Source organism: Paenibacillus sp. NPDC058367, from assembly GCF_042723305.1.
Classification (GTDB): Bacteria; Bacillota; Bacilli; order Paenibacillales; family Paenibacillaceae; genus Paenibacillus_AQ.
Window position 1 is genome coordinate 529,782 of sequence record NZ_JBHXIZ010000004.1, and the last position, 18,831, is coordinate 548,612.

The 18,831-nt window shown below is 44.1% G+C and carries 14 protein-coding genes; 11 read left to right on the forward strand and 3 right to left on the reverse strand.

All coding sequences use genetic code 11. The annotated features are described in order from the left end of the window. Positions 1 to 59: 59 nt before the first annotated feature. Positions 60 to 4,643 carry a collagen-binding domain-containing protein gene (locus ACFWMP_RS22975; protein WP_379424773.1) on the reverse strand — a complete coding sequence of 1,528 codons (4,584 nt, stop codon included), beginning with the start codon at positions 4,641 to 4,643 and terminating at the stop codon, positions 60 to 62. Between the two features lie 374 nt (positions 4,644 to 5,017). Here ACFWMP_RS22975 and ACFWMP_RS22980 point away from each other — a divergent pair, with 374 nt between their 5' ends. From ACFWMP_RS22980 to ACFWMP_RS23015, 8 genes are all read left to right on the forward strand, one after another. Beyond that, positions 5,018 to 6,682, forward strand: coding sequence for a GspE/PulE family protein (locus tag ACFWMP_RS22980; protein ID WP_379424774.1), 1,665 nt, complete (start codon positions 5,018 to 5,020; stop codon positions 6,680 to 6,682). Positions 6,683 to 6,725: 43 nt separating this feature from the next. Continuing rightward, positions 6,726 to 7,775: a type IV pilus twitching motility protein PilT gene (locus ACFWMP_RS22985; protein ID WP_379424775.1), complete on the forward strand. Its 1,050-nt coding sequence runs from the start codon at positions 6,726 to 6,728 to the stop codon at positions 7,773 to 7,775. Further along, complete coding sequence (locus ACFWMP_RS22990) at positions 7,775 to 8,980, forward strand: type II secretion system F family protein (RefSeq protein ID WP_379424776.1); 1,206 nt, start codon at positions 7,775 to 7,777, stop codon at positions 8,978 to 8,980. The genes ACFWMP_RS22985 and ACFWMP_RS22990 overlap by 1 nt, the downstream gene beginning before the upstream one ends. 167 nt (positions 8,981 to 9,147) lie before the next feature. Further along, a complete protein-coding gene (locus ACFWMP_RS22995; RefSeq protein ID WP_379424777.1) occupies positions 9,148 to 9,648 on the forward strand; it encodes a type II secretion system protein in 501 nt (166 codons plus the stop codon). Between the two features lie 98 nt (positions 9,649 to 9,746). Next, positions 9,747 to 10,496, forward strand: a complete 750-nt coding sequence (locus tag ACFWMP_RS23000; protein WP_042192329.1) for a prepilin peptidase — start codon at positions 9,747 to 9,749, stop codon at positions 10,494 to 10,496. A 14-nt stretch (positions 10,497 to 10,510) separates the two neighbouring features. Beyond that, entirely contained in the window at positions 10,511 to 12,136 is a 1,626-nt protein-coding gene (gene pilM / locus ACFWMP_RS23005) for a pilus assembly protein PilM (RefSeq protein WP_379424778.1), read from the forward strand. Continuing rightward, positions 12,120 to 12,725, forward strand: a complete 606-nt coding sequence (pilO, locus tag ACFWMP_RS23010) for a type 4a pilus biogenesis protein PilO (RefSeq protein WP_340973149.1) — start codon at positions 12,120 to 12,122, stop codon at positions 12,723 to 12,725. The genes pilM and pilO overlap by 17 nt, the downstream gene beginning before the upstream one ends. A gap of 195 nt (positions 12,726 to 12,920) precedes the next feature. Beyond that, positions 12,921 to 13,523 (forward strand): DL-endopeptidase inhibitor IseA family protein, encoded by a 603-nt coding sequence (locus tag ACFWMP_RS23015; RefSeq protein WP_076297876.1) that lies wholly within the window; start codon positions 12,921 to 12,923, stop codon positions 13,521 to 13,523. A 46-nt stretch (positions 13,524 to 13,569) separates the two neighbouring features. On the opposite strand, the gene ACFWMP_RS23020 is transcribed toward ACFWMP_RS23015, so the two are convergent. Both ACFWMP_RS23020 and ACFWMP_RS23025 read right to left on the reverse strand, forming a co-directional pair. Continuing rightward, entirely contained in the window at positions 13,570 to 13,971 is a 402-nt protein-coding gene (locus ACFWMP_RS23020; RefSeq protein WP_379424779.1) for a CBS domain-containing protein, read from the reverse strand. A gap of 151 nt (positions 13,972 to 14,122) precedes the next feature. Further along, positions 14,123 to 15,550 carry a VanW family protein gene (locus ACFWMP_RS23025; RefSeq protein WP_379424780.1) on the reverse strand — a complete coding sequence of 476 codons (1,428 nt, stop codon included), beginning with the start codon at positions 15,548 to 15,550 and terminating at the stop codon, positions 14,123 to 14,125. A 229-nt stretch (positions 15,551 to 15,779) separates the two neighbouring features. Here ACFWMP_RS23025 and ftsE point away from each other — a divergent pair, with 229 nt between their 5' ends. The 3 genes from ftsE to ACFWMP_RS23040 are packed head-to-tail and all read left to right on the forward strand — an operon-like array spanning position 15,780 to position 18,714. Next, on the forward strand, positions 15,780 to 16,466 hold the full coding sequence (ftsE, locus tag ACFWMP_RS23030; protein WP_042192319.1) for a cell division ATP-binding protein FtsE: 687 nt from the start codon (positions 15,780 to 15,782) through the stop codon (positions 16,464 to 16,466). Then, complete coding sequence (gene ftsX / locus ACFWMP_RS23035; RefSeq protein ID WP_379424781.1) at positions 16,456 to 17,370, forward strand: permease-like cell division protein FtsX; 915 nt, start codon at positions 16,456 to 16,458, stop codon at positions 17,368 to 17,370. The genes ftsE and ftsX overlap by 11 nt, the downstream gene beginning before the upstream one ends. Positions 17,371 to 17,400: 30 nt before the next feature. After that, a complete protein-coding gene (locus ACFWMP_RS23040; RefSeq protein ID WP_339243708.1) occupies positions 17,401 to 18,714 on the forward strand; it encodes a murein hydrolase activator EnvC family protein in 1,314 nt (437 codons plus the stop codon). Positions 18,715 to 18,831 lie beyond the last annotated feature (117 nt).

The window sequence follows — 18,831 nt, forward strand, 5'->3', positions numbered from 1 at the left end:
GAAAAAATAATGGGGTACCCTTAAGCGATTGCTTAAGAGTACCCCATTGTTCGTGGTATTTAGTATCGATCACCATTCTCGGTAGAATTCGTTACCTTCACAGTAATTGTAGCTTCTACAGGTGCTTTACCGGGAATGCCAGAATCAAAGGTCACTTTAATAAGGGCTGACCCCTTTTTGACACCTGTAACGGTTCCTTTGGTGTTCACACTGGCGATTTCAGGAGAGTTACTTACCCAACTCAACTTATCTTTGATTTGATCTATTTTAATAGAGGTTGGAAACGCCCATAGGATATCGGCTAACTCGAATTGGTGACCTACCTCTATAGTAATAAATTCATCTCTAAATCTTAATCCCGTTAACTCAACGATGTTAACCTCGTGCACTGCACTTACAACCTCACCAGATGTAACTACAATCTGTAGCTTTTCTTTAGGAGTGCTACCAGCATTCAGCCTAGCTGTTGAGCCATCTCCTGAAGGCTCAAGAGTAGCAAAATTGTTGTCAGTAGCTTTAACAAAGCTCCAGGTTAGAGATTCTGCTGAAGAGTTATCAGCATCGGTAGGGTTCTTAATCGCCTGTAGATCAATTTGACCTTCGATCAATACCGTTGTTGGCCCCGTAATCGAGAGTGTTAGTGGGTTAGTGATTGTAATTTCCATACTCGCACTTTTCTCCTCTTTATTACCCGGATTAACAGTAACGGTTACACGGTATTTACCTGACTGCGTTACACTGAATCTCTTCTTGCTATCATCATTTGGGTAGTCTGGATCAGAGGTCAGTGCGGGAACAGTAGCTCCTGTAATGACATTAGTGACAGACCAGGTGTAGGGAATTTTAGGATTCTCTTTATATTCAGCACTAAAAGGATAAAATGTATTCACTATGCCAGCTGTACGTCCTTCAAGTGTTAATGAATGATCACTTCGTAAATCTTTTACGGTTATGATCGCAGTAGCTGAAGCATTGCTTCCGTCCATAGCCCTCACAGTAATGCTAGCAGTTCCTACTGCTAGCCCAACAACATCACCGCTGCTAGGTTCTATTTGCACAATCGATTCATTATCTGTCGACCAGAGGAATACAGAATTACTTAAATCTGAAGGTGTAACGTTTGGGATCAGTCGAATCTTATCTTCTACATAAATAGTTTTGTCCTCTAATTGCAGAGCTTTAATCTTATATTCGGCTGTAAAGGTTAAGGTCTCAAACGAAATCGTAGTACGCGCTAAATTAGCTGATGAAGGATCTGTTGGTGCTGGGACAGGCAGCGGATAGATTTCTTCTGGCAAATTGCCGGTAAAAGGAAAATGAAATAAAGTCGCTGAACTCATAGTCATTGAAGCTCCAATGATTGTTCCATACACCTGTCCTCCATCGAATGTTATGGCAGACCGTGGCGCTAGAATGGTTCCGTATACGTTGGCTTGAGATATCCTTAGTTTATGAGGATCGTTAGGATCCGTCTTAGTTGTAGGAAAATTGAATAGTACACGGCTACCATCACTGCCAAGTGGGAAATGTAAGAACGGTTGGTCTGCGCTATCCTCATTAACATTAACAATTACGGTTGATCCTTGAGGAACCTTAAGTTCGGAACTGTTAAGTGTATTTAACACTGAAGTAGAAATATTAACAATATTGATAGATGAGTTACCTGTTACTGTAAGTTTTCCGTATTTATGAGTCTCTGAAGCATTGGAAGGCAGCTTAGCAATAGCATCAGAGAGCCCAAGGAGATAACTCTCATGCTTGTTGAAATTGAGAAGTTCTCCGTATGTGATAGTACCATTTTGGATAGAACCAGGCCGTTGGTCTTTGACGGCACCTTTAACCAATATGTTTCCGTAAACCGTACCTTCAGGAAGAGAAACATCTCCACCCGTGACAATACCATATGGAACTTTGTCTTTGAATTGTTCATTTACTGTAATACCAGCGTTGTTGAAGTTGACTGTGCTCCCGGAAGCTAGTGGTCCTTTAATAGTTCCGCCACGAAGTGAGGTTGTCTGAAGGATAAATGCGTTATATTCATTTGTGATTGCCAGTGGTGGCAATGTAGCGTGAATATCGACATAGGTAAGCTTGGAATCATTTAATGCATAGGTTTGGGTCTGAGTCGGAGTAACCGTGATTTGGAACGTGATCGGTTGCTCAGAATCAGGTTTATAGATCTGTTTGCCATTCTCCGTCTTTAATGAATAAGTTATGTTACTTAGATTACGTGTCAATCTATATCCGCTAGTCACATTCCCCGTGACGATCGTACCGGCTGGTAGTTCTCCTGCAATCTCCAGGTTAGGTGGAAAGTTCTCGGTAAATACAATATCCGATATCAGTTGTGTGTTGTAGGCCTGATTGGTGGTGCTGACGTTTTCAAAAGGTACAGGTTTTGGTGTAATTGAATAACTAAGGGTTACATTTTCTCCCCGCTCTACTTTCCCAGTTATAGTAGCGTTCTCAGAAAGAGATCGTGTCACACTCAAGTTAGAGTTTATTTGCAGGACATTTACTCTGATCGTTTTACTTGAGAGCGCACCGTTTTGGTCCCATGCGTTAATCTCAATATCAAGTGCACCACCCTCCGGAAGTGGATTGTTAAATGATTGATAAATATTTTGGCCCGATTTAATGCTCGTTTTGCTCATTACAGGCGCATCCAAATACTTACCATTTGTTTTGAAACGGACTTCAGTCGTCAGATCCCGATCGTTAAAGTCCAAGTCAGTTACTGTATAGTCGACAAGCAATGTTTTTTGATAAGAAGGAATAGATGAATTATTGGTCGGTGTATGCACGGTAATCTCAGGAGCATGATTAGCACCTATAAAAGCACGATACATGGTATTGACGAATAGCTTTTGTTCCCAAATAGGGAATTTTTTTAGATTGGCCGGAATATCACTTACTCCAAAAAAGTGACCTGTACCTGAGTAGGTAATATTTCCTTTGGAATATGTGTAATATTGATTCCAGCTATCTTCGGTATCACGTTGGTATTTATTATATTCTCCATTTGGTTTAATTGAGGTACCTTCAGGCATACTCTCAATGTTATACCAGGAGACCACCTCAGGGTCTTCCAGGTTAAGCGTAAAGTACTGGTTATGTGTTGGTGCAATTTGCGGTTGAATGATATCGACCTGCTTGTTGTTGGCGTCCCTCTTGCTCAGATAAAAAGGATATTGCATCAAAAGCCCGTCATTCACAGGTTTAACTTTTGTGGAAAGATTGATGGCATTGTGGCCTAAGTTGGTCTCGGGGTTCATCTGGCCAGTGATGCCCATGAAATTATTGATCCAGTTCTTTTTATTCGCATCTAAATTAATAATGGTATCGTGAGTGAACAAGGCGCTTTGCTTGAAGGTACCAGTGAATTGTGTAATCGCGTTGGTTGCATTAGTGTTCAAGTTGGATTTCTTATAGTATTCGTCGACAAAACCAAAAATGAGCATGTCATAGGTGCCGTTTAATCCGTAGCTTTGTGTTGCAGCATATTTTTCGTTCACATATGTGTTAAATTGGGACATGGTTTTGACCGCTATATTAAGTTGATAATCGGCTGTATTCAAAAACAGAGGATCCATATTACTAGTGTTCAGGAGGCTGCTTTCCGTTAGAGTATCAGGCATAACCTGAAGAATATTTACGATGGTCTTCTCTCCGCGATAACGAATTACGCCGCTGGCAAAATCTTTTAATTGCGAACTATGATAATCATTGATTTCTAGCTTCCAGTATAGTAATCCAGAGTAAGTTTTTGGCAAAGTGTATTCGATAGTTCCACTGGATGTATTAAGCTCTGTTTCAGCAACGACCTGTTTTTCTCCCATTTTGATGGACTTATCAAGACCGATATATAGTTTGACTGAGAGCGGAGAGCTTAATATTCTAGGTGCGTTGGTAACATTGAAATTAAAAGAAAGCTTCTCCCCAGGAACATAGATTTTACTATTAGCTACATTAGGGTCATAGTCAGGTATTTTGTCCGTAATTTGAAGACGGGGGCGTTTTTTTAAGTCGTTTATGTATGTAGAGTTCTGTTTTTTTAAATCATCAAAGATATTTGCGAGTTCGGTATCATCTACAAACTTAACTTTTGGTGTGGTGGTGGAAAGACGGTAACTATTAAAAGAGCTGTACAGTATACCTCGCTCAGCTTGAGGTTTTTTATCTTTGTCTTTAAAGGGCTGACTATGAAAGAACACATATAACCCCTTATTAATAAACTCCTTCGTAATTTGTTCAGCCTTCAGCTGAGTGATATCATTCTTCATACTTTTGGTATTCAGTGCCCTAGCTCGATTTTCTTCTGAGGCTGGTTGCTGATTACCCACCTGCGCGGGACTGTAAGTCCCCTTCCCGATATAAATCGCATCGTATCTCCCGTCCAGATCATCCCTCAGCGCCACAAAGCGCTTCATACTCATCGTATCAATGGTAAGGCCAGATATTCCCGTATTTAGAGACGCAAGCTCACTAACTCCATTCTCCGTAACCTCCAGCATCCGAATCTGGTATTCATTTGAACTGGCTTCTACATTCATGAAGTGATTTTTGAGTGGCAGAACAAGCAGAAGGAGAAGCAAGATCGTTACTGTAAAAAGATAGAACCGTTTGTTACTGGCAAATTTCATGGTCATCTCTCCCTGATTGTTAACTATTGGTAGATATGGTCGAATCGTATGTTATATATGCTAGTTTACGACAGCTTTTTCAGCTGATTTCATTGTAAAATTATCCAATCTATGTTATATACATTCTAGGACATTCAGCATTGATAGACAACATAAATCTATTGAAATATACCTATAAATTTATTACTAAAGTCCCAAGTCCATTGAAAAATACGCTGGTTTGACAAAAATGACGAATCGTAATTATGGAAAAAATAATTTTCATATTTTTCAGAAATAGAACTGGTAATTTATCTTTGGTTATTCCTAGTATTATCCATTATTGAGGTCAGTGTAAAAGTATAACCAATAACGGCATACGGAGCTGAACGGACATGGTCATCGCGAAAAAGAGACTTGGCGATTTGCTGGTAGAAAATAATATTATTTCGCAGGAACAGCTGCTTGAAGCGCTTGCGGAACAGCGTAAGAGCAAGCGTAAGCTTGGCGATCTGCTAATCTCTCAAGGCTATATCACGGAGCAGCAGCTGATTGAAGTGCTTGAATTCCAGCTGGGTATTCCGCATGTCAGTTTATTTAAATACCAGATTGATCCTGCGATCACGCAGATTATTCCTGAAAGTATGGCTAAGCGTTATCAGGTACTTCCCTTCTTAAAAGAAGGAGGTAAGCTGATGGTTGCGATGGCCGATCCGCTAGATTATTTTGCGATAGAAGATTTACGAATGAGTACAGGGTTCCGAATCGAACCTGCCATTTCCACTAGGGATGAGCTGCAGAGAGCGATTGCACGTCATTATGGAATGCGTGATTCTATGAATCAGATGCTAGTAGAGCTCCCTACACAAGAAGAAATAGAAGAAACGGAGATCACAGACGAGGACTCACCAATCGTTCGTTTGGTCAACCAGATGATTCAGCAGGCTGTTGCTCTGCGGGCGTCTGATATACATATGGATCCAGGTGAGAATAATCTAACGATCCGCTACCGCATTGATGGAACTTTACGGACAGAGCGGATCATTCCTAAGCAGATGCAGGGCTTTATCACTGCTCGTCTGAAAATAATGGCCCGACTTAATATCGCAGAACGCCGTTTGCCACAAGACGGGCGAATCAAAATGCAATTTGATTACAAAATGGTAGATATTCGTGTGTCCTCATTACCTACGATGCACGGGGAGAAGATTGTACTGCGGTTGCTAGATTTAAGCACAGGTGTCAAATCTGTAGATGCTTTGGGATTCAGTGAGGGGAATGCGGAAGCTTTTAAGGAAATGATTGCTCGTCCTTACGGAATTCTGCTAATCACTGGACCTACAGGTAGTGGAAAAACAACGACTTTATATTCAGCGCTGAACCAACTCAATGTAGAAAGTGCAAATATTATCACAGTTGAAGATCCAGTGGAATACCAGCTTGAGGGTGTAAACCAGGTGCACGTAAACTCGGCTATTGGGCTAACCTTTGCAGCTGGGCTACGTTCGATTCTCCGACAAGATCCGAATATTGTAATGGTCGGTGAGATACGGGATGCGGAAACTGCTGAAATTGCGGTTCGCGCCTCATTAACAGGTCATCTAGTGTTGTCTACTTTACATACAAACGATGCGATTAGCTCCGTCTCTCGATTGCGAGATATGGGAGTAGAGCCTTATTTAATTGCCTCCTCACTAATTGGTGTGGTAGCTCAGCGGCTTGTTCGTAAAATCTGTACTGATTGCAAAGAAACCTACAAACCGTCTGAGCAGGAAGCGATTATGCTACGTAGCTTGGGGTTGCCAGCGGATGAACTACATCGTGGTCGAGGTTGCGGTAGTTGTAGCAGTTCTGGCTATCGTGGCCGAATAGCGATTCATGAGGTACTCAGTATTGACGATCATTTGCGCCAGCTTATTACGAACACTGCTTCAGTAGAAGAACTGCGTGTCGCAGGTAAAGCGCGTGGACTTGTTCAACTGATGGATGACGGACTACTCAAAGTAAGTCAGGGAATCACGACGTTACAAGAGGTCATGCGCGAGACGGTCTCACATTAGGGTCTATTAGGTGTTTTTCATTTCAAAATAGGGGGAGCAGCGGATGCCAACGTATACGCGGGATATAAGACAGCTTTTGCAGACGGCTTACTCCTCCAAGGCTTCCGACTTACATATCTCTGTAGGCTCGCCTCCGGTGATACGTATGGACGGGACACTTCATCCACTTGAGGGCGCACCCGTAACAGCCGATGAAGCTGCTGAAATGGCAGAAGCACTGCTTGGCAGTGAACGAAACGAAGTATTTGAGAGCGCAGGTGAGGTCGATTTTTCTTATCCGCTGGATAGCGGTGTGAGATTTCGGGTGAACGTTTATCGTCAGCGGGGTGAGATTAGTATTGCTGCCCGGGCAATTCCTGTGGAGATTCCGAGTCTAGAACAGCTGTCGATGCCCTCAATTTTATCCACTTTGTCACTCAAACCACAAGGCTTGATTCTAGTTACAGGCCCTACGGGCAGCGGTAAATCCTCTACGTTAGCAGCTATGCTGAATTACATTAACAAGACCGAAAGCAAACATATTGTGACACTTGAAGATCCTATAGAGTTTCTGCATAGTCATGGAACCTGTCTAGTGGATCAACGTGAAGTGGGTAATGACACAGCTAGCTTTGCGAGCGGACTACGTGCCGCATTACGTCAGGATCCGGATGTTATTCTCGTTGGAGAGATGCGGGATTTGGAGACCATTACAGCAGCAGTAACTGCCGCGGAAACAGGTCATCTAGTGATGGCAACCTTACATACAACAGACGCACCACAAACGATTGATCGAATTATTGACGCTTTTCCGGGTCATCAGCAGGGACAGATTCGTTCACAGCTAGCCTCAGTATTACTGGCAGTTATCAGTCAGCGGTTGTTTCCAAGGGCAGGGGGACGCGGGCGGATATGTGCAACAGAGATTTTAGTGAATACACCTGCAGTAGCTAACCTCATTCGTACCGAAAAGACACATCAGATTAAAAATGTGATGCAAACCGGACGCTCGCAAGGCATGCATACGTTGGATATGAGTATCCGCGACTATTTATCCCAGGGGTACATTGAACCAGCAGCAGCTAAGTCATTTATGGCGGAGGTGAGCAGCTAATGCCTCTTTTTGAATATCAAGTAAAGACAAACGCAGGCAAATCCATTAAAGGAAAGCTGACCGCAACAGATAAGCCTACGGCCATGGAGGAACTACGAAAGCGTGGCCTTACAGTATTCTCGCTGATCGAACGCAAAACAACAATTCTATCGATGGATATTTATATCGGTAATCCGGTCAAACCGCTTCATTTCATCATTTATTGTAGGCAGTTTGCCACGCTTATGCGTGCTGGAGTGTCGATTGTGGATGCAACGCGTATTTTGGCCGAGCAGACCGAGAGCAAACCGCTTCGAAAAGCACTTGTGGAAGTGAATTCAAGCCTGATGCGCGGGATATCGTTCTCACAAGCTGTTCAGGATCATAAAAAAATCTTCCCACAGCTATTCGTCAGCATGATCCGTACCGGTGAGGAATCCGGTGATATTGAGGGGACACTCGACAGACTGGCGATGTTTTTTGAGAAGCAGCATTCCACGACGGAAAAAATCAAATCTGCGCTCACTTACCCGATTACCGTCGGGGTTATGGCGATTGGAGCGGTTATATACCTCCTCTGGGCGATAGTTCCACAGTTTGTAACGATGTTCGAATCGATGAATGCAGAGCTTCCGGCGATTACAAAGATGGTATTGGCGCTAAGCAAAAGTATTCAAGGTCAATGGTATTTCTGGATACTCGGAGTTCTTCTCCTAGTGATAGCTTTTCAGATTACCAAACGCACGGAAAAGGGAGCCTATGCGCTGGATTATGCCAAGCTGAAGATTCCGGTGTTTGGCAAGCTGAATCAAAAAGGCTCGATTGCTCAGTTTACGCGAACTTTTTCATCTCTATATGCCAGCTCAGTTCCGATCCTGCAATCTTTGGTGATTGTAGAAGAGGTAGCAGGAAATAAGGTCATTGGGGGATTCATTCGAAGTGCAGGAGATTCGTTGCGACAAGGCAACCCATTATCTGAACCTTTGAAAAAAGCCTGGGTCTTCCCGCCGCTAGTTACACAGATGATTGCAATTGGTGAAGAGACGGGGGCGCTCGACACGATGTTGTCTAAGGTAGCTGATTTCTATGAGATGGACGTAGAAAATACCGTTGATCGTCTGAAGTCACTGCTTGAACCATTGCTGATTGCTTTTCTAGCAGGTGTTGTAGGTGTGATTGTGGCCGCTATTATGCTGCCGATGTTCAGTCTGTATGGCAATATGTGAACCTTGCGGTTCCTTGTAAATATTGAGAGGGGTGACGCCGGGGAGGCGGGGCAGGGTTGCAGATCCTTTGCTAGCGCTAGACAAGGAAGGACGAGCATTGTAGCGGGATTCACGGAAATAAAAGATATAGGCTGTACAATCACACACCACTTAGAGGGGGAAATAAAATGTTAGCACAAGCCATTAAGAGAAGATTGAGCAAAGAGGAAAATCAAAAGGGGTTTACGCTAATTGAGTTGCTGGCGGTTATCGTTATTTTGGGGATTATTGCGGTTATTGCGATACCGATGATTGGTGGAATTATTAATAATACACGAGAAGATGCAGATGCTGCTACTGCACGCCAAATTTATGATGCAGCTCGGTTATATGTGGCGGGAGAATTAAATGGAGTGTATGATCCACATCCAGACGTTGCAGGTGATACCGTTACAATTAACATTATTGGAACTAGTGCTAATCCGGGATTGATGTTTAGAAATTATTTGGAGAATAGTCTTGTGATGCCAAGTACTAAGAATGTCATATCAGCGGGAACAGTAATTTTTACAGATGGCGAATTGGCTACCACAGGCAATGTAGTAACTATAACTTCTGGAACGGGATCAAATGCAGTGACTCATAACTTTACTGCAACACAGGTTTTAAACGCTAAGGCAAGAAATTAAGTTGAAATCCTTTGATTATAGTGATGTATAAGATCTTCTTAAGGAATCGGACTTCCCGATTCCTTTTTTAAAATCCAGAAAGCCAACAGAGGACATCCATGACGATATTCATCGCAAGTTACATCACATTACTGGGCCTGATTCTAGGCTCCTTCTATAACGTAGTGGCACTGCGGGTGCCAGCTAAGGAATCGTTGCTTAATCCACCGTCACATTGCCCGAACTGCAATACGCGGCTAAAGGCGCGGGATTTGTTTCCGGTGATAAGCTACCTGCTGTCAGGAGGCAAGTGTCGTTACTGCGGCACAAAAGTTTCGCCTTTATATCCGCTCGGAGAAGCGGCAACTGGTTTGCTTTTTCTATGGGTGTACTTACAATTTGGTCTGACGGGGAAGGGAATCCTCGGGTTCGTGTTTGTGAGTTTAGCGGTTATTGTGACGGTTGCGGATTTGAAGTACATGCTGATTCCGAACAAGGTATTGCTATTCTTTTTGCCGATACTGCTCATTCTTGTATTGCTCTTTCCAGAGGGGCCGTTATGGCATCACTTGCTGGGAGCTTTACTTGGGGGAGGGGTTCTTATGCCCTTTGTTCTGTTAGGTGGAATGGGAGCTGGAGATGTGAAGTTATTTGCGCTGCTGGGCTTGGTCATCGGATTTCCTAATGTGATTTTGGCTTTTCTAATGGCTTGTCTGCTTGGAAGTGTGGTCGGAGGACTGCTAATGCTGCTCGGAATCATCAAACGCAAACAACCGGTTCCCTTTGGTCCGTGGTTAGCAATAGGTGCTTTAATTAGTTACGGATATGGCTCACACATCATTGGCGCGTATCTCTCGCTCATCGGATAGGAGGACATTGACATATGCTTGGATTAGGCCCTAAAGTGGCCGGGCTTTCAATTGAAGCTACCGGTATTCGTTATATTAGTTTTAAGAATAAACAGTCATGGGAAGTCCGCAAAAAACGGTATCTCCCGCTCCTTCCAGGCATGATCATAGAGAATCAGGTGGCGGATAGCGAGGCTCTTTATGATCGTGTAAGACAGTGGGTGAGGAAGGAAGGATTAAGGGGCAGCAAGGTTTCCTTGTCCATTCCACCTTCGCAGATCATTATCCGCAAAATGAGTATCCCAAGTACCAACGATAAGCAGATTGAACAGCTCGTAAAGCTCGAAGTGGAGACGGGGCTGCATTTGCCATTTGAAAATCCTGTTTACGACTATGTGACGCTCGAAGTGGATGAGGAACATAGCCATTTGCTCGTATTTGCCGCTCCGCGGAAATCGATACAGGATTATGTAGAGATTTTGGAGCGTGCGGGTCTGCGAATAAGCAGTGTTGAAATTTCGGCAACCGCTTTGGCGCGAAGTATAGCAACTGGACATGGGGAAAGCTTTGCGGAAACGATGTTGATTAATCTAGAGCCATCCGTCATGGACGTTTATATGTTCAGAAACGGGAATCCGGTATTCATTCGTACGATTAACTTGCTTGATCTGCATAAAGGTAGAAATGTTGCGGCTTTGGAATTTATGGCAGACAGTGAAGTTTTGGCAGAAACAGCAGTTGCTGTGGAAGAGCAATTATCACCGGAACAAATGGTGGAGATCACTGCGGAAATCTCGCGGATGCTCAGTTTCTACCAATATAGCTTGCACGATGGCTCGACTCGTATCAAAAACTTGGTTATAACAGGTGTCCCTTCCATTCGTAAACAGCTAGATCTAGAGCTTCAACAGTCGCTGGCAGAACTCGACATTACACCGATAAGCCTAGACCAGATGGGTAAAGATGCTGTATCTGATCTTGAGTTAAATGATTACCGAGTAGCGGCAGGGACAGCTCTAAAAAGCATGATCAGCGTGGACACGATTGACCTACTGCCGAGAGAAGATCGGGAGACGTTATTATTCCCCTATGTGACCATGAGTCTTGTGGCGATCTGGCTGGTGGGAACGATTGGGACGGGGATTTATTTTTCGGCTAATAAGGGTCAAATCTCTAATGGTAAAGAGGAGCTGCAGGGCTTGCAGGATCGCAGTTTAATGCTGCAGGTAGAGCTTGGTAAACTTAAGAACAGCGGACCTGGGCAGTTAGATCGGAAGACGGCAATCGCAGAGATTCAGAACAATAAAGTAATTGCTGTTCCTATTCTAGATGAATTAGTCGAAGGGTTACCACTGGGTTCTCTGCTCCGTGACATTAACTACACCTACCGGACATCGATTGACCTGACTGTTAATGTACCTACTATGGTAGATGCCTCTAACTATTTAAGACAACTGCGTCAGATGTCCTTTACATTGGATGCTTCTATTTCGAAGCTGACCGAAGGAACTGTGGATCAGAGTGCGGGGCCAACGAATGCAGCCACTTCCTTAAATATGTATACAGCCATTTATAAAGTAAACTTATTAGCAAATAATCAACAGACAAATGGAACGGATGCAAGCCAAGAGGAGGTGAACAGCGATGGAACAGTTCAATAAGTATCGCTCTCCAATCGTACTGGGTGTATTGATTTTGTTCTTGATGCTGTTTGCCTTTTATATGCTGGGTGTTCAACCGACAAATAAAGAAATATCTGCACAGAACGCCGAGATCAGACAGCTGGAAAAAGAAGCAGAGATTCTCCAAACTAAAATTAATGAACTAAAAAGCAGCGCTACTTCTTTAGATTCGGAACAACAGGAGCTTCTGGCAGCACTCCCGAAAGGCGATGACAGCGAAGGCTTGATTGATGATTTACGAGCGGTTGGGATGTCCTCACAGGCACGCTTAAAGGATGTCAGCTTCATTTTGGATGAGGCTAATCCGATTCAGCAAATGACTGGTTCGGCTGAAGTGCTGTTCCCGACGGTCAAACAAGTCAAAATGACTGCTGTAGTAGAGGGCACCTATACAAGCATACGGCAGTGGATGGATGAGCTACAGGCGCTGGCACGTATAGTGAATGTAGACTCATTTAATTTCCAACAGTCCTATGAAGAGCGTTCTGCGAACACTCCAGAAAGTATCTTGACAGCTAACGTAGCTTTCACAGCTTATTATGAGGTTGTTACTCCTTCTTCGAATTAGATCTCTAACCGTTGTAATAACACTATTTCACGACTCCACTTTTCCTGTAAATCAGGAGGGTGGATTTTTTTCGTTACTATAAAATATAAATGCGTTTTCATTCCTCTGTTTATTGGGTATTTTAGCTTGCGGGGTGCATAAGCTGGAACAGTGGCTATCGCCTGTATTTTTCAGATCAAAAAGGAGGAATTCCGAATGAACAAAAAGTGGATGATTGGTTCGTTGGCCCTTTCCATAGGCCTGATCTCAGCAAGTGGAGGAGCTATGGCAGCTTCACCGTCAGCAGGAAGTACGGCAATCAAGAAGGTGGCCGTGTCTGCGCCTGGGAAAGAGGGCCCTGCTACCATCAATAATTTGACGGTGAAAAGTATCATACCGCTGGTAGTCCATGCAAGAGCTCTTTATTTCTATAGTAATCGAGGCGGAAACATCTTCCCGATAGAAACCTTCACGTATAAAGCGCAGGAGTACCGTTATCTTTCCAGTGACATTGGCACAAAGACGAAGCTGATGAATTACATAAAAAAAGCCTACACTCACAATGCAGCGGCATATTATGTGCAGACTCAATTTTTGGAGTATAACGGAAGAATGTCGCAGGTTAATGCAGATGTGGGCAATTTATTGATGTATGAAAAAGCCACCGCCCGCATGCTCTCTAAAACTGCGACAACCGCTGAATTTGAACTGACTGTTCCTTATCCAGGTGCGCAGGAAAGCAGTGAGTCGGTGTATGTGAAACTGAAGAAAGTGGAGGGATACTGGAGAATCGACACTTCACCGGATATTCTTTTCTGAGGAAATGGGAAGGTATTAGAGGAAAGATGATGGTAGGGGCTATGAACTAACTGCGCTTCAGGTCAGAGATATAAACAACACCTGCGAATTTGCCTTTACGGGTAATGATGACACAGTCATTCTTCATAGGATCTGGGCGGCTCATAGCATTAGCTAATACGGATTCAAGTGATGTGGAGATATCAAAAATGAGTGGAGTTTTATTCATAAGCTTCATGGCAGGCTCTTTGTAGAACAGATCTACTCCTGATCTTCCTGTGGCTTTTAAAAAGAAACGGTCGCACATTAACAATCCAAGCGGTTCATTCATGGCGTTACAGACGACGATGCATTTGGATTCTGGGTGCTGGAACATTACGCGAAGGGCTTCTCTGCAAGTACGTGAGGCAAAAATAGCAGGTGCACTGCGGACAATATTAGAGAGATCATTTACAAGAGCTGTTGACATGGTATTCATCCTTTCTGATTATAGGTCTATTTCTAATGTACCCCCGAATCGTAAATTTTAAAGGCGAGAAAGGTCATCTACAGGTAAAATAGATGAACAAGCAAAAACGGTCAGAACCTCACGAGGTCTGACCGTTTTTTTTGTAGGTAATCTATTCACTTCGAACGCCATCCTCTACCAACTGCTTTCTAGGTGCTTCTGGAATAACAGATTTACTTACGCCTCCACGATTGATGGCGATTAACCGTTTTTGTGCGTAATACACGTCACGGGATAATTTCTTTACCTCAGTGGATTTACCGTCAACAATCCGGGTGCTGTAAGTCTCAACAACATATCCGGTCTTCCCATTTTGTATAACGCGTGAGCCTCCACGGGGGAGGGAAGGGTCGTTTACGTACTTGTCGACTGGAGGCAGCACCTCTACGATTTGTGAGTGGACTTTATATGTAACATTTTTCGGAAAAGTACCGAAGAGCTTGATCGTTAGTGATCGACCTTGCACAGCCGCTTTAATGACTAGATATTTGCCAGTCGTATTGCGAAAACGGAAGTTGATATAGCCTTCAGCAAAGGTGGCATCCTGGCCTTTGGGTAGATAGTTGACCGGCAAGGAGTGATTGCGGCGCTCCACAATCTCCAGTCCGGTGCGCAAAGCGGCATTGTACAGCGTACTGGAAACTTGGCAGATTCCGCCGCCGACGCCGGCTTGTAGCTTACCGTTCACAATAACTGGCGCTTCGCGGAAGCCGTAATCTATTTTTGCTTTTTCAATAGCTTTGCCATAGTCAAAAACGGCTCCAGGTGGGAGCACGGTTCCGTTCACAGCTTTGGCTGCTGATTCGACGTTGTAGATTCGTCCAGGTCCACTTGCTCCGAGAGAGGTGCTGAATTGCATGATTTTTCGCTCAATGCCTTGCTCCTTTAGAGCGTTTAGAGTGATGTCCGGTTGTAATATGGTTAATGGAACTTCCAAAGTGATCCCCTTCTCTTGCAGCGAGAGTAGACGACTAAAACGAGTGGGGGCAGCGGCCCATAGTGAGGTAACCATTCCTGTCCAGTCCACCTCAAGGGAAGTCTTCTCGGACGTATACACTACACGATCATCCCCGGTAATTCGCCGCGTAGCATCTACTGGATCACCGAACGATTCTCTCTCCCAAGCGGGACTTAGGATGGTCTGTAATTGAGCAATATCCAGATGGGCTTCAAGACTCCAATTCTGGGGGAAGCTGTAGCGGGCTTTTACACGATCCCATAGCCGCCCCTCCGTAAGATCTTGTAGACCTTGCTCAAAAGCAGCGGCTTCATAGGCCATTCCAGCTTGTTTAAGCTTGAGGGTAAGCTCAGAATTCCCTTCGACCTGCAACACAAGGGGGATAGATTCAAGGGCCTGTAGCTTTTTCTCCAGTTCGGAACGTACCTCTGAGATATTCAGCCCGCCCACCTCCCATCCGGCAAGGGTTGTACCTTTTGGAAGCGTGTTTTTATGGCCATATAGTTGAAGTCCCCCATAGATTAATGAGCCGATAAGAATGAGTGCAATGACTATTATGAGGGTAAGATGGATTTTTTTCATGAATAATCTCCTTCCTGGATGGCTTCTGCAAGCGGCACATTAGGTGCTTTTTATATGTATATGTACAGACATTACAAAACTTTCGAATAGTGGGGCAGTTACGGGGTACTCAATCGGTTACAGATTTGTTACAATAGATACATTGCGGAAATATTGAAGTTTATGGAAACTTAAGCTGTACCCTGTCGATTCACACAAGTGGAAAATGTCATAATTGGGAAGTGAGAAAATGATTGAAATGCAAGATGTATGGAAGACGTACCCTAACGGAACTCACGCACTGCAAGGAGTTTCAGTAAAAATTGACCGCAATGAATTTGTGTATGTTGTCGGTCCATCCGGCGCGGGTAAATCTACTTTTATGAAATTGATTTATAGAGAAGAAGTGCCAACTAAAGGTCAAATTTCTGTGGGAGGCTTTAACATAGGGAAGCTTAAACAACGTAAAATCCCATATGTGCGCCGTAATATCGGCGTTGTGTTTCAAGACTTTCGGTTATTACCAAGGATGACAGCGTATGAGAATATTGCTTTTGCCATGGAAGTTATTGAAGCCCCGAAGAAGGTCATCAAGAAACGTGTGAATGAAGTTCTCGATCTGGTTGGACTCAAAAATAAAGCAAATCGTGAGCCCTCACAGCTCTCAGGTGGAGAACAGCAGCGTATTGCAATTGCTCGGGCTATCGTTAATAACCCATCTGTTATTATTGCGGACGAGCCTACAGGTAACTTGGACCCTGAGACTTCATGGGGCATTATGCAGCTGCTGGATGAAATTAATTTTCGTGGAACAACAATTGTAATGGCTACCCATAATAGAGATATCGTGAATAAAATGCGCAAGCGGGTGCTTGCGATTGAGAACGGAAACATTGTGAGAGACCAGGCGAGAGGGGAATATGGCTATGAGTTTTAAGACCTTCTTGCGACACTTGCGGGAAGGCTTCAAAAGCGTATTCCGTAATGGCTGGATGTCGATTGCTTCGATCACTTCCATCGTCGTCTCTCTTTTTGTTCTAGGTGTATTTATTCTTCTTGTTCTTAATGTTAATGCTGTAGCGGATGAGGCAGACAGCCAGGTACAGATTAATGTGCATTTGGCACTAAATGTAGATCAGAAGTTGCGTGAGACTTTGCAGACTGAAATTGGCAATATGCCGGAGGTCAGCAAGATTACGTTCATCTCCAAGGATCAAGGACTTAAAGATCTCCGTGCAGATATGGGTGAGGACGCGGCTGAGCTTCTGGAAGGGTTCGATGAAGACAATAACCCTCTCCCAGATACGCTTAAGGTAGAAGTTGTCGAACCTACTACGGTATCGTTTGTGGCTGAGAAGATTGAAGCACTCAACAAGACACATGCTGATCAGCCCATTTACAAAGTGAAATATGGCAAGGGCTCAATAGAAACCTTGTTCAAAATAACACGCGCTGTACGAAACATTGGTTTTATTTTTGTAGCAGGTCTGGGGCTCATGTCTATGTTCCTCATCTCTAATACGATTCGGGTTACGATACTTGCTCGTCGTAAGGAGATTGGCATTATGAAGCTCGTAGGTGCGACAAATTATTTTATTCGCTGGCCTTTCTTTATAGAAGGGGCATTGATCGGTCTGATCGGTTCGCTCATTACCTCCGTTGTCTTGTATTTGGGTTACAGCACTTTGGAATCAACCGTACAGGGAGATCCTATGCTCCAATTGCAGCTAATTCCGTTCGATAATATTTGGATGCTGGTCGTCGGTGTACTAGTTGGACTAGGCGTGCTGATCGGCGTTTGGGGAAGTACGGTTTCTATTCGTAGGTTCCTGAAAGTTTAATATTAAAAAGTGAAGGATGGGGAGTGCAAGTTGAAGAAGATTGCTGCCGGACTAGCCGTAATGTTACTAGCTGTCACTATATTCCAGCCCTCTGATGGATATGCCAAAAAAACAAGTGTTGCCGAAATCGATAAGCAGCTAAAGCAGCTGCAAAAAGAGGTGCAGGAAGCTAAGGCGCAGCAGGAGAAAGCGGCGTCCCAAACGCAGGAAGCACAGCATTATAAGAATAAGACGAATCTCAATCTGCAGTATGTCTTACAGCAGGTGGATCAAGTTAAGGGCAAAATGACCGAAATCTCTACCCAAATTTCCGATACAGAACAATCTCTGAATGTTACGGCAACGGAATTGGATAAAGCAGAAGCACGAGTCGCCTCTAGAGAGGAAGTCTTAGGATCCCGTGTTCGATTAATGTATACCGATGGAGCGGTTTCTTACTTGGATGTTTTGCTCTCCTCGACAAGCTTTGCTGATTTTCTGGATCGCGCGGATTCACTTAAGATGATTGTGGATCAGGACCAGGAGCTGTTAGTTCAACATAAGTTGGACAAGCAGACGGTGATAGAGAAGAAACAAGAGCTTGAAGGGCAATATGCCCAAGCCAAGCAGCTGTATACTTCTTTGGAACAACAGAGAAGTCTGCTGAAGGAGAAAGAAGCTGAGAAACAGGAGCTTATCGCATTCTATGATAAGCAAATTCAAGAAAGTGATGATTTAAGTGAAGAGCAGAATGAAAAGCTAGTCAAACTGGCAAGCGAACGCTCTGCGCTGGAAACGCAAAAGGATAAGATTAAGGCGGAGGAAGCCGCTCGCAGAGCAGCAGCGGCTAAGGCGGAAGCGGCTCGTAGAGCTGCGGCGGCTGCCAAGAAGGCTGCAGCTGCAGCTGCAGCTAGTAAGGGAAGCAGTAGTTCTAGCTCCAGCTCTAGTGATACGGGATATTCAGGTGGAGATGGGCCGTTTCTACTTCCTGTAGGATCCGCAAGAATCTCATCCCCTTATGGACCACGGACACATCCAATCACGGGTGAGAAGGGGAAAGTACACACCGGCGTCGATTTTGCGGTTCCACAAGGAACCAATATTCATGCGGCGGATTCCGGAACGGTTATCTTGGCTGAATGGTGGAGCGGCTATGGATATTGTGTAATTATTGATCATGGAGGCGGAGTTTGGACGCTCTACGGACATATACGTAAAGGCGGTCTTAGAGTTAGTGCCGGGGATAAAGTCAATCGCGGAGATGTGGTTGCTGAATCAGGTTCCACAGGTAATTCAACGGGTCCCCACCTTCACTTCGAAGTACGGATTGACGGTAAGATTGTAAATCCTATGCCTTATCTCTAATTTTTAACGAACTTATAACTCATATTATTTGATTGTACGGCATATACTGGAAGAGATACCGTACCTTTCAGGACGGACTTAGGATGTTGTTTACAAGATGGACAAGAAGGGACGGTG

What these genes read in the sequence shown, in the direction of transcription:
- ACFWMP_RS22995 (WP_379424777.1), top strand. Translation starts at nt 9,148, where the DNA reads ATGTTAGCACAAGCCATTAAGAGAAGATTGAGCAAAGAGGAAAATCAA.
- ACFWMP_RS22985 (WP_379424775.1), top strand. Translation starts at nt 6,726, where the DNA reads ATGCCAACGTATACGCGGGATATAAGACAGCTTTTGCAGACGGCTTAC.
- pilO (WP_340973149.1), top strand. Translation starts at nt 12,120, where the DNA reads ATGGAACAGTTCAATAAGTATCGCTCTCCAATCGTACTGGGTGTATTG.
- ACFWMP_RS23025 (WP_379424780.1), bottom strand. Translation starts at nt 15,550, where the DNA reads ATGAAAAAAATCCATCTTACCCTCATAATAGTCATTGCACTCATTCTT.
- ACFWMP_RS22980 (WP_379424774.1), top strand. Translation starts at nt 5,018, where the DNA reads ATGGTCATCGCGAAAAAGAGACTTGGCGATTTGCTGGTAGAAAATAAT.
- ACFWMP_RS23015 (WP_076297876.1), top strand. Translation starts at nt 12,921, where the DNA reads ATGAACAAAAAGTGGATGATTGGTTCGTTGGCCCTTTCCATAGGCCTG.
- ACFWMP_RS22975 (WP_379424773.1), bottom strand. Translation starts at nt 4,643, where the DNA reads ATGAAATTTGCCAGTAACAAACGGTTCTATCTTTTTACAGTAACGATC.
- ftsX (WP_379424781.1), top strand. Translation starts at nt 16,456, where the DNA reads ATGAGTTTTAAGACCTTCTTGCGACACTTGCGGGAAGGCTTCAAAAGC.
- ACFWMP_RS23020 (WP_379424779.1), bottom strand. Translation starts at nt 13,971, where the DNA reads ATGTCAACAGCTCTTGTAAATGATCTCTCTAATATTGTCCGCAGTGCA.
- ACFWMP_RS23000 (WP_042192329.1), top strand. Translation starts at nt 9,747, where the DNA reads ATGACGATATTCATCGCAAGTTACATCACATTACTGGGCCTGATTCTA.
- ftsE (WP_042192319.1), top strand. Translation starts at nt 15,780, where the DNA reads ATGATTGAAATGCAAGATGTATGGAAGACGTACCCTAACGGAACTCAC.
- ACFWMP_RS22990 (WP_379424776.1), top strand. Translation starts at nt 7,775, where the DNA reads ATGCCTCTTTTTGAATATCAAGTAAAGACAAACGCAGGCAAATCCATT.
- pilM (WP_379424778.1), top strand. Translation starts at nt 10,511, where the DNA reads ATGCTTGGATTAGGCCCTAAAGTGGCCGGGCTTTCAATTGAAGCTACC.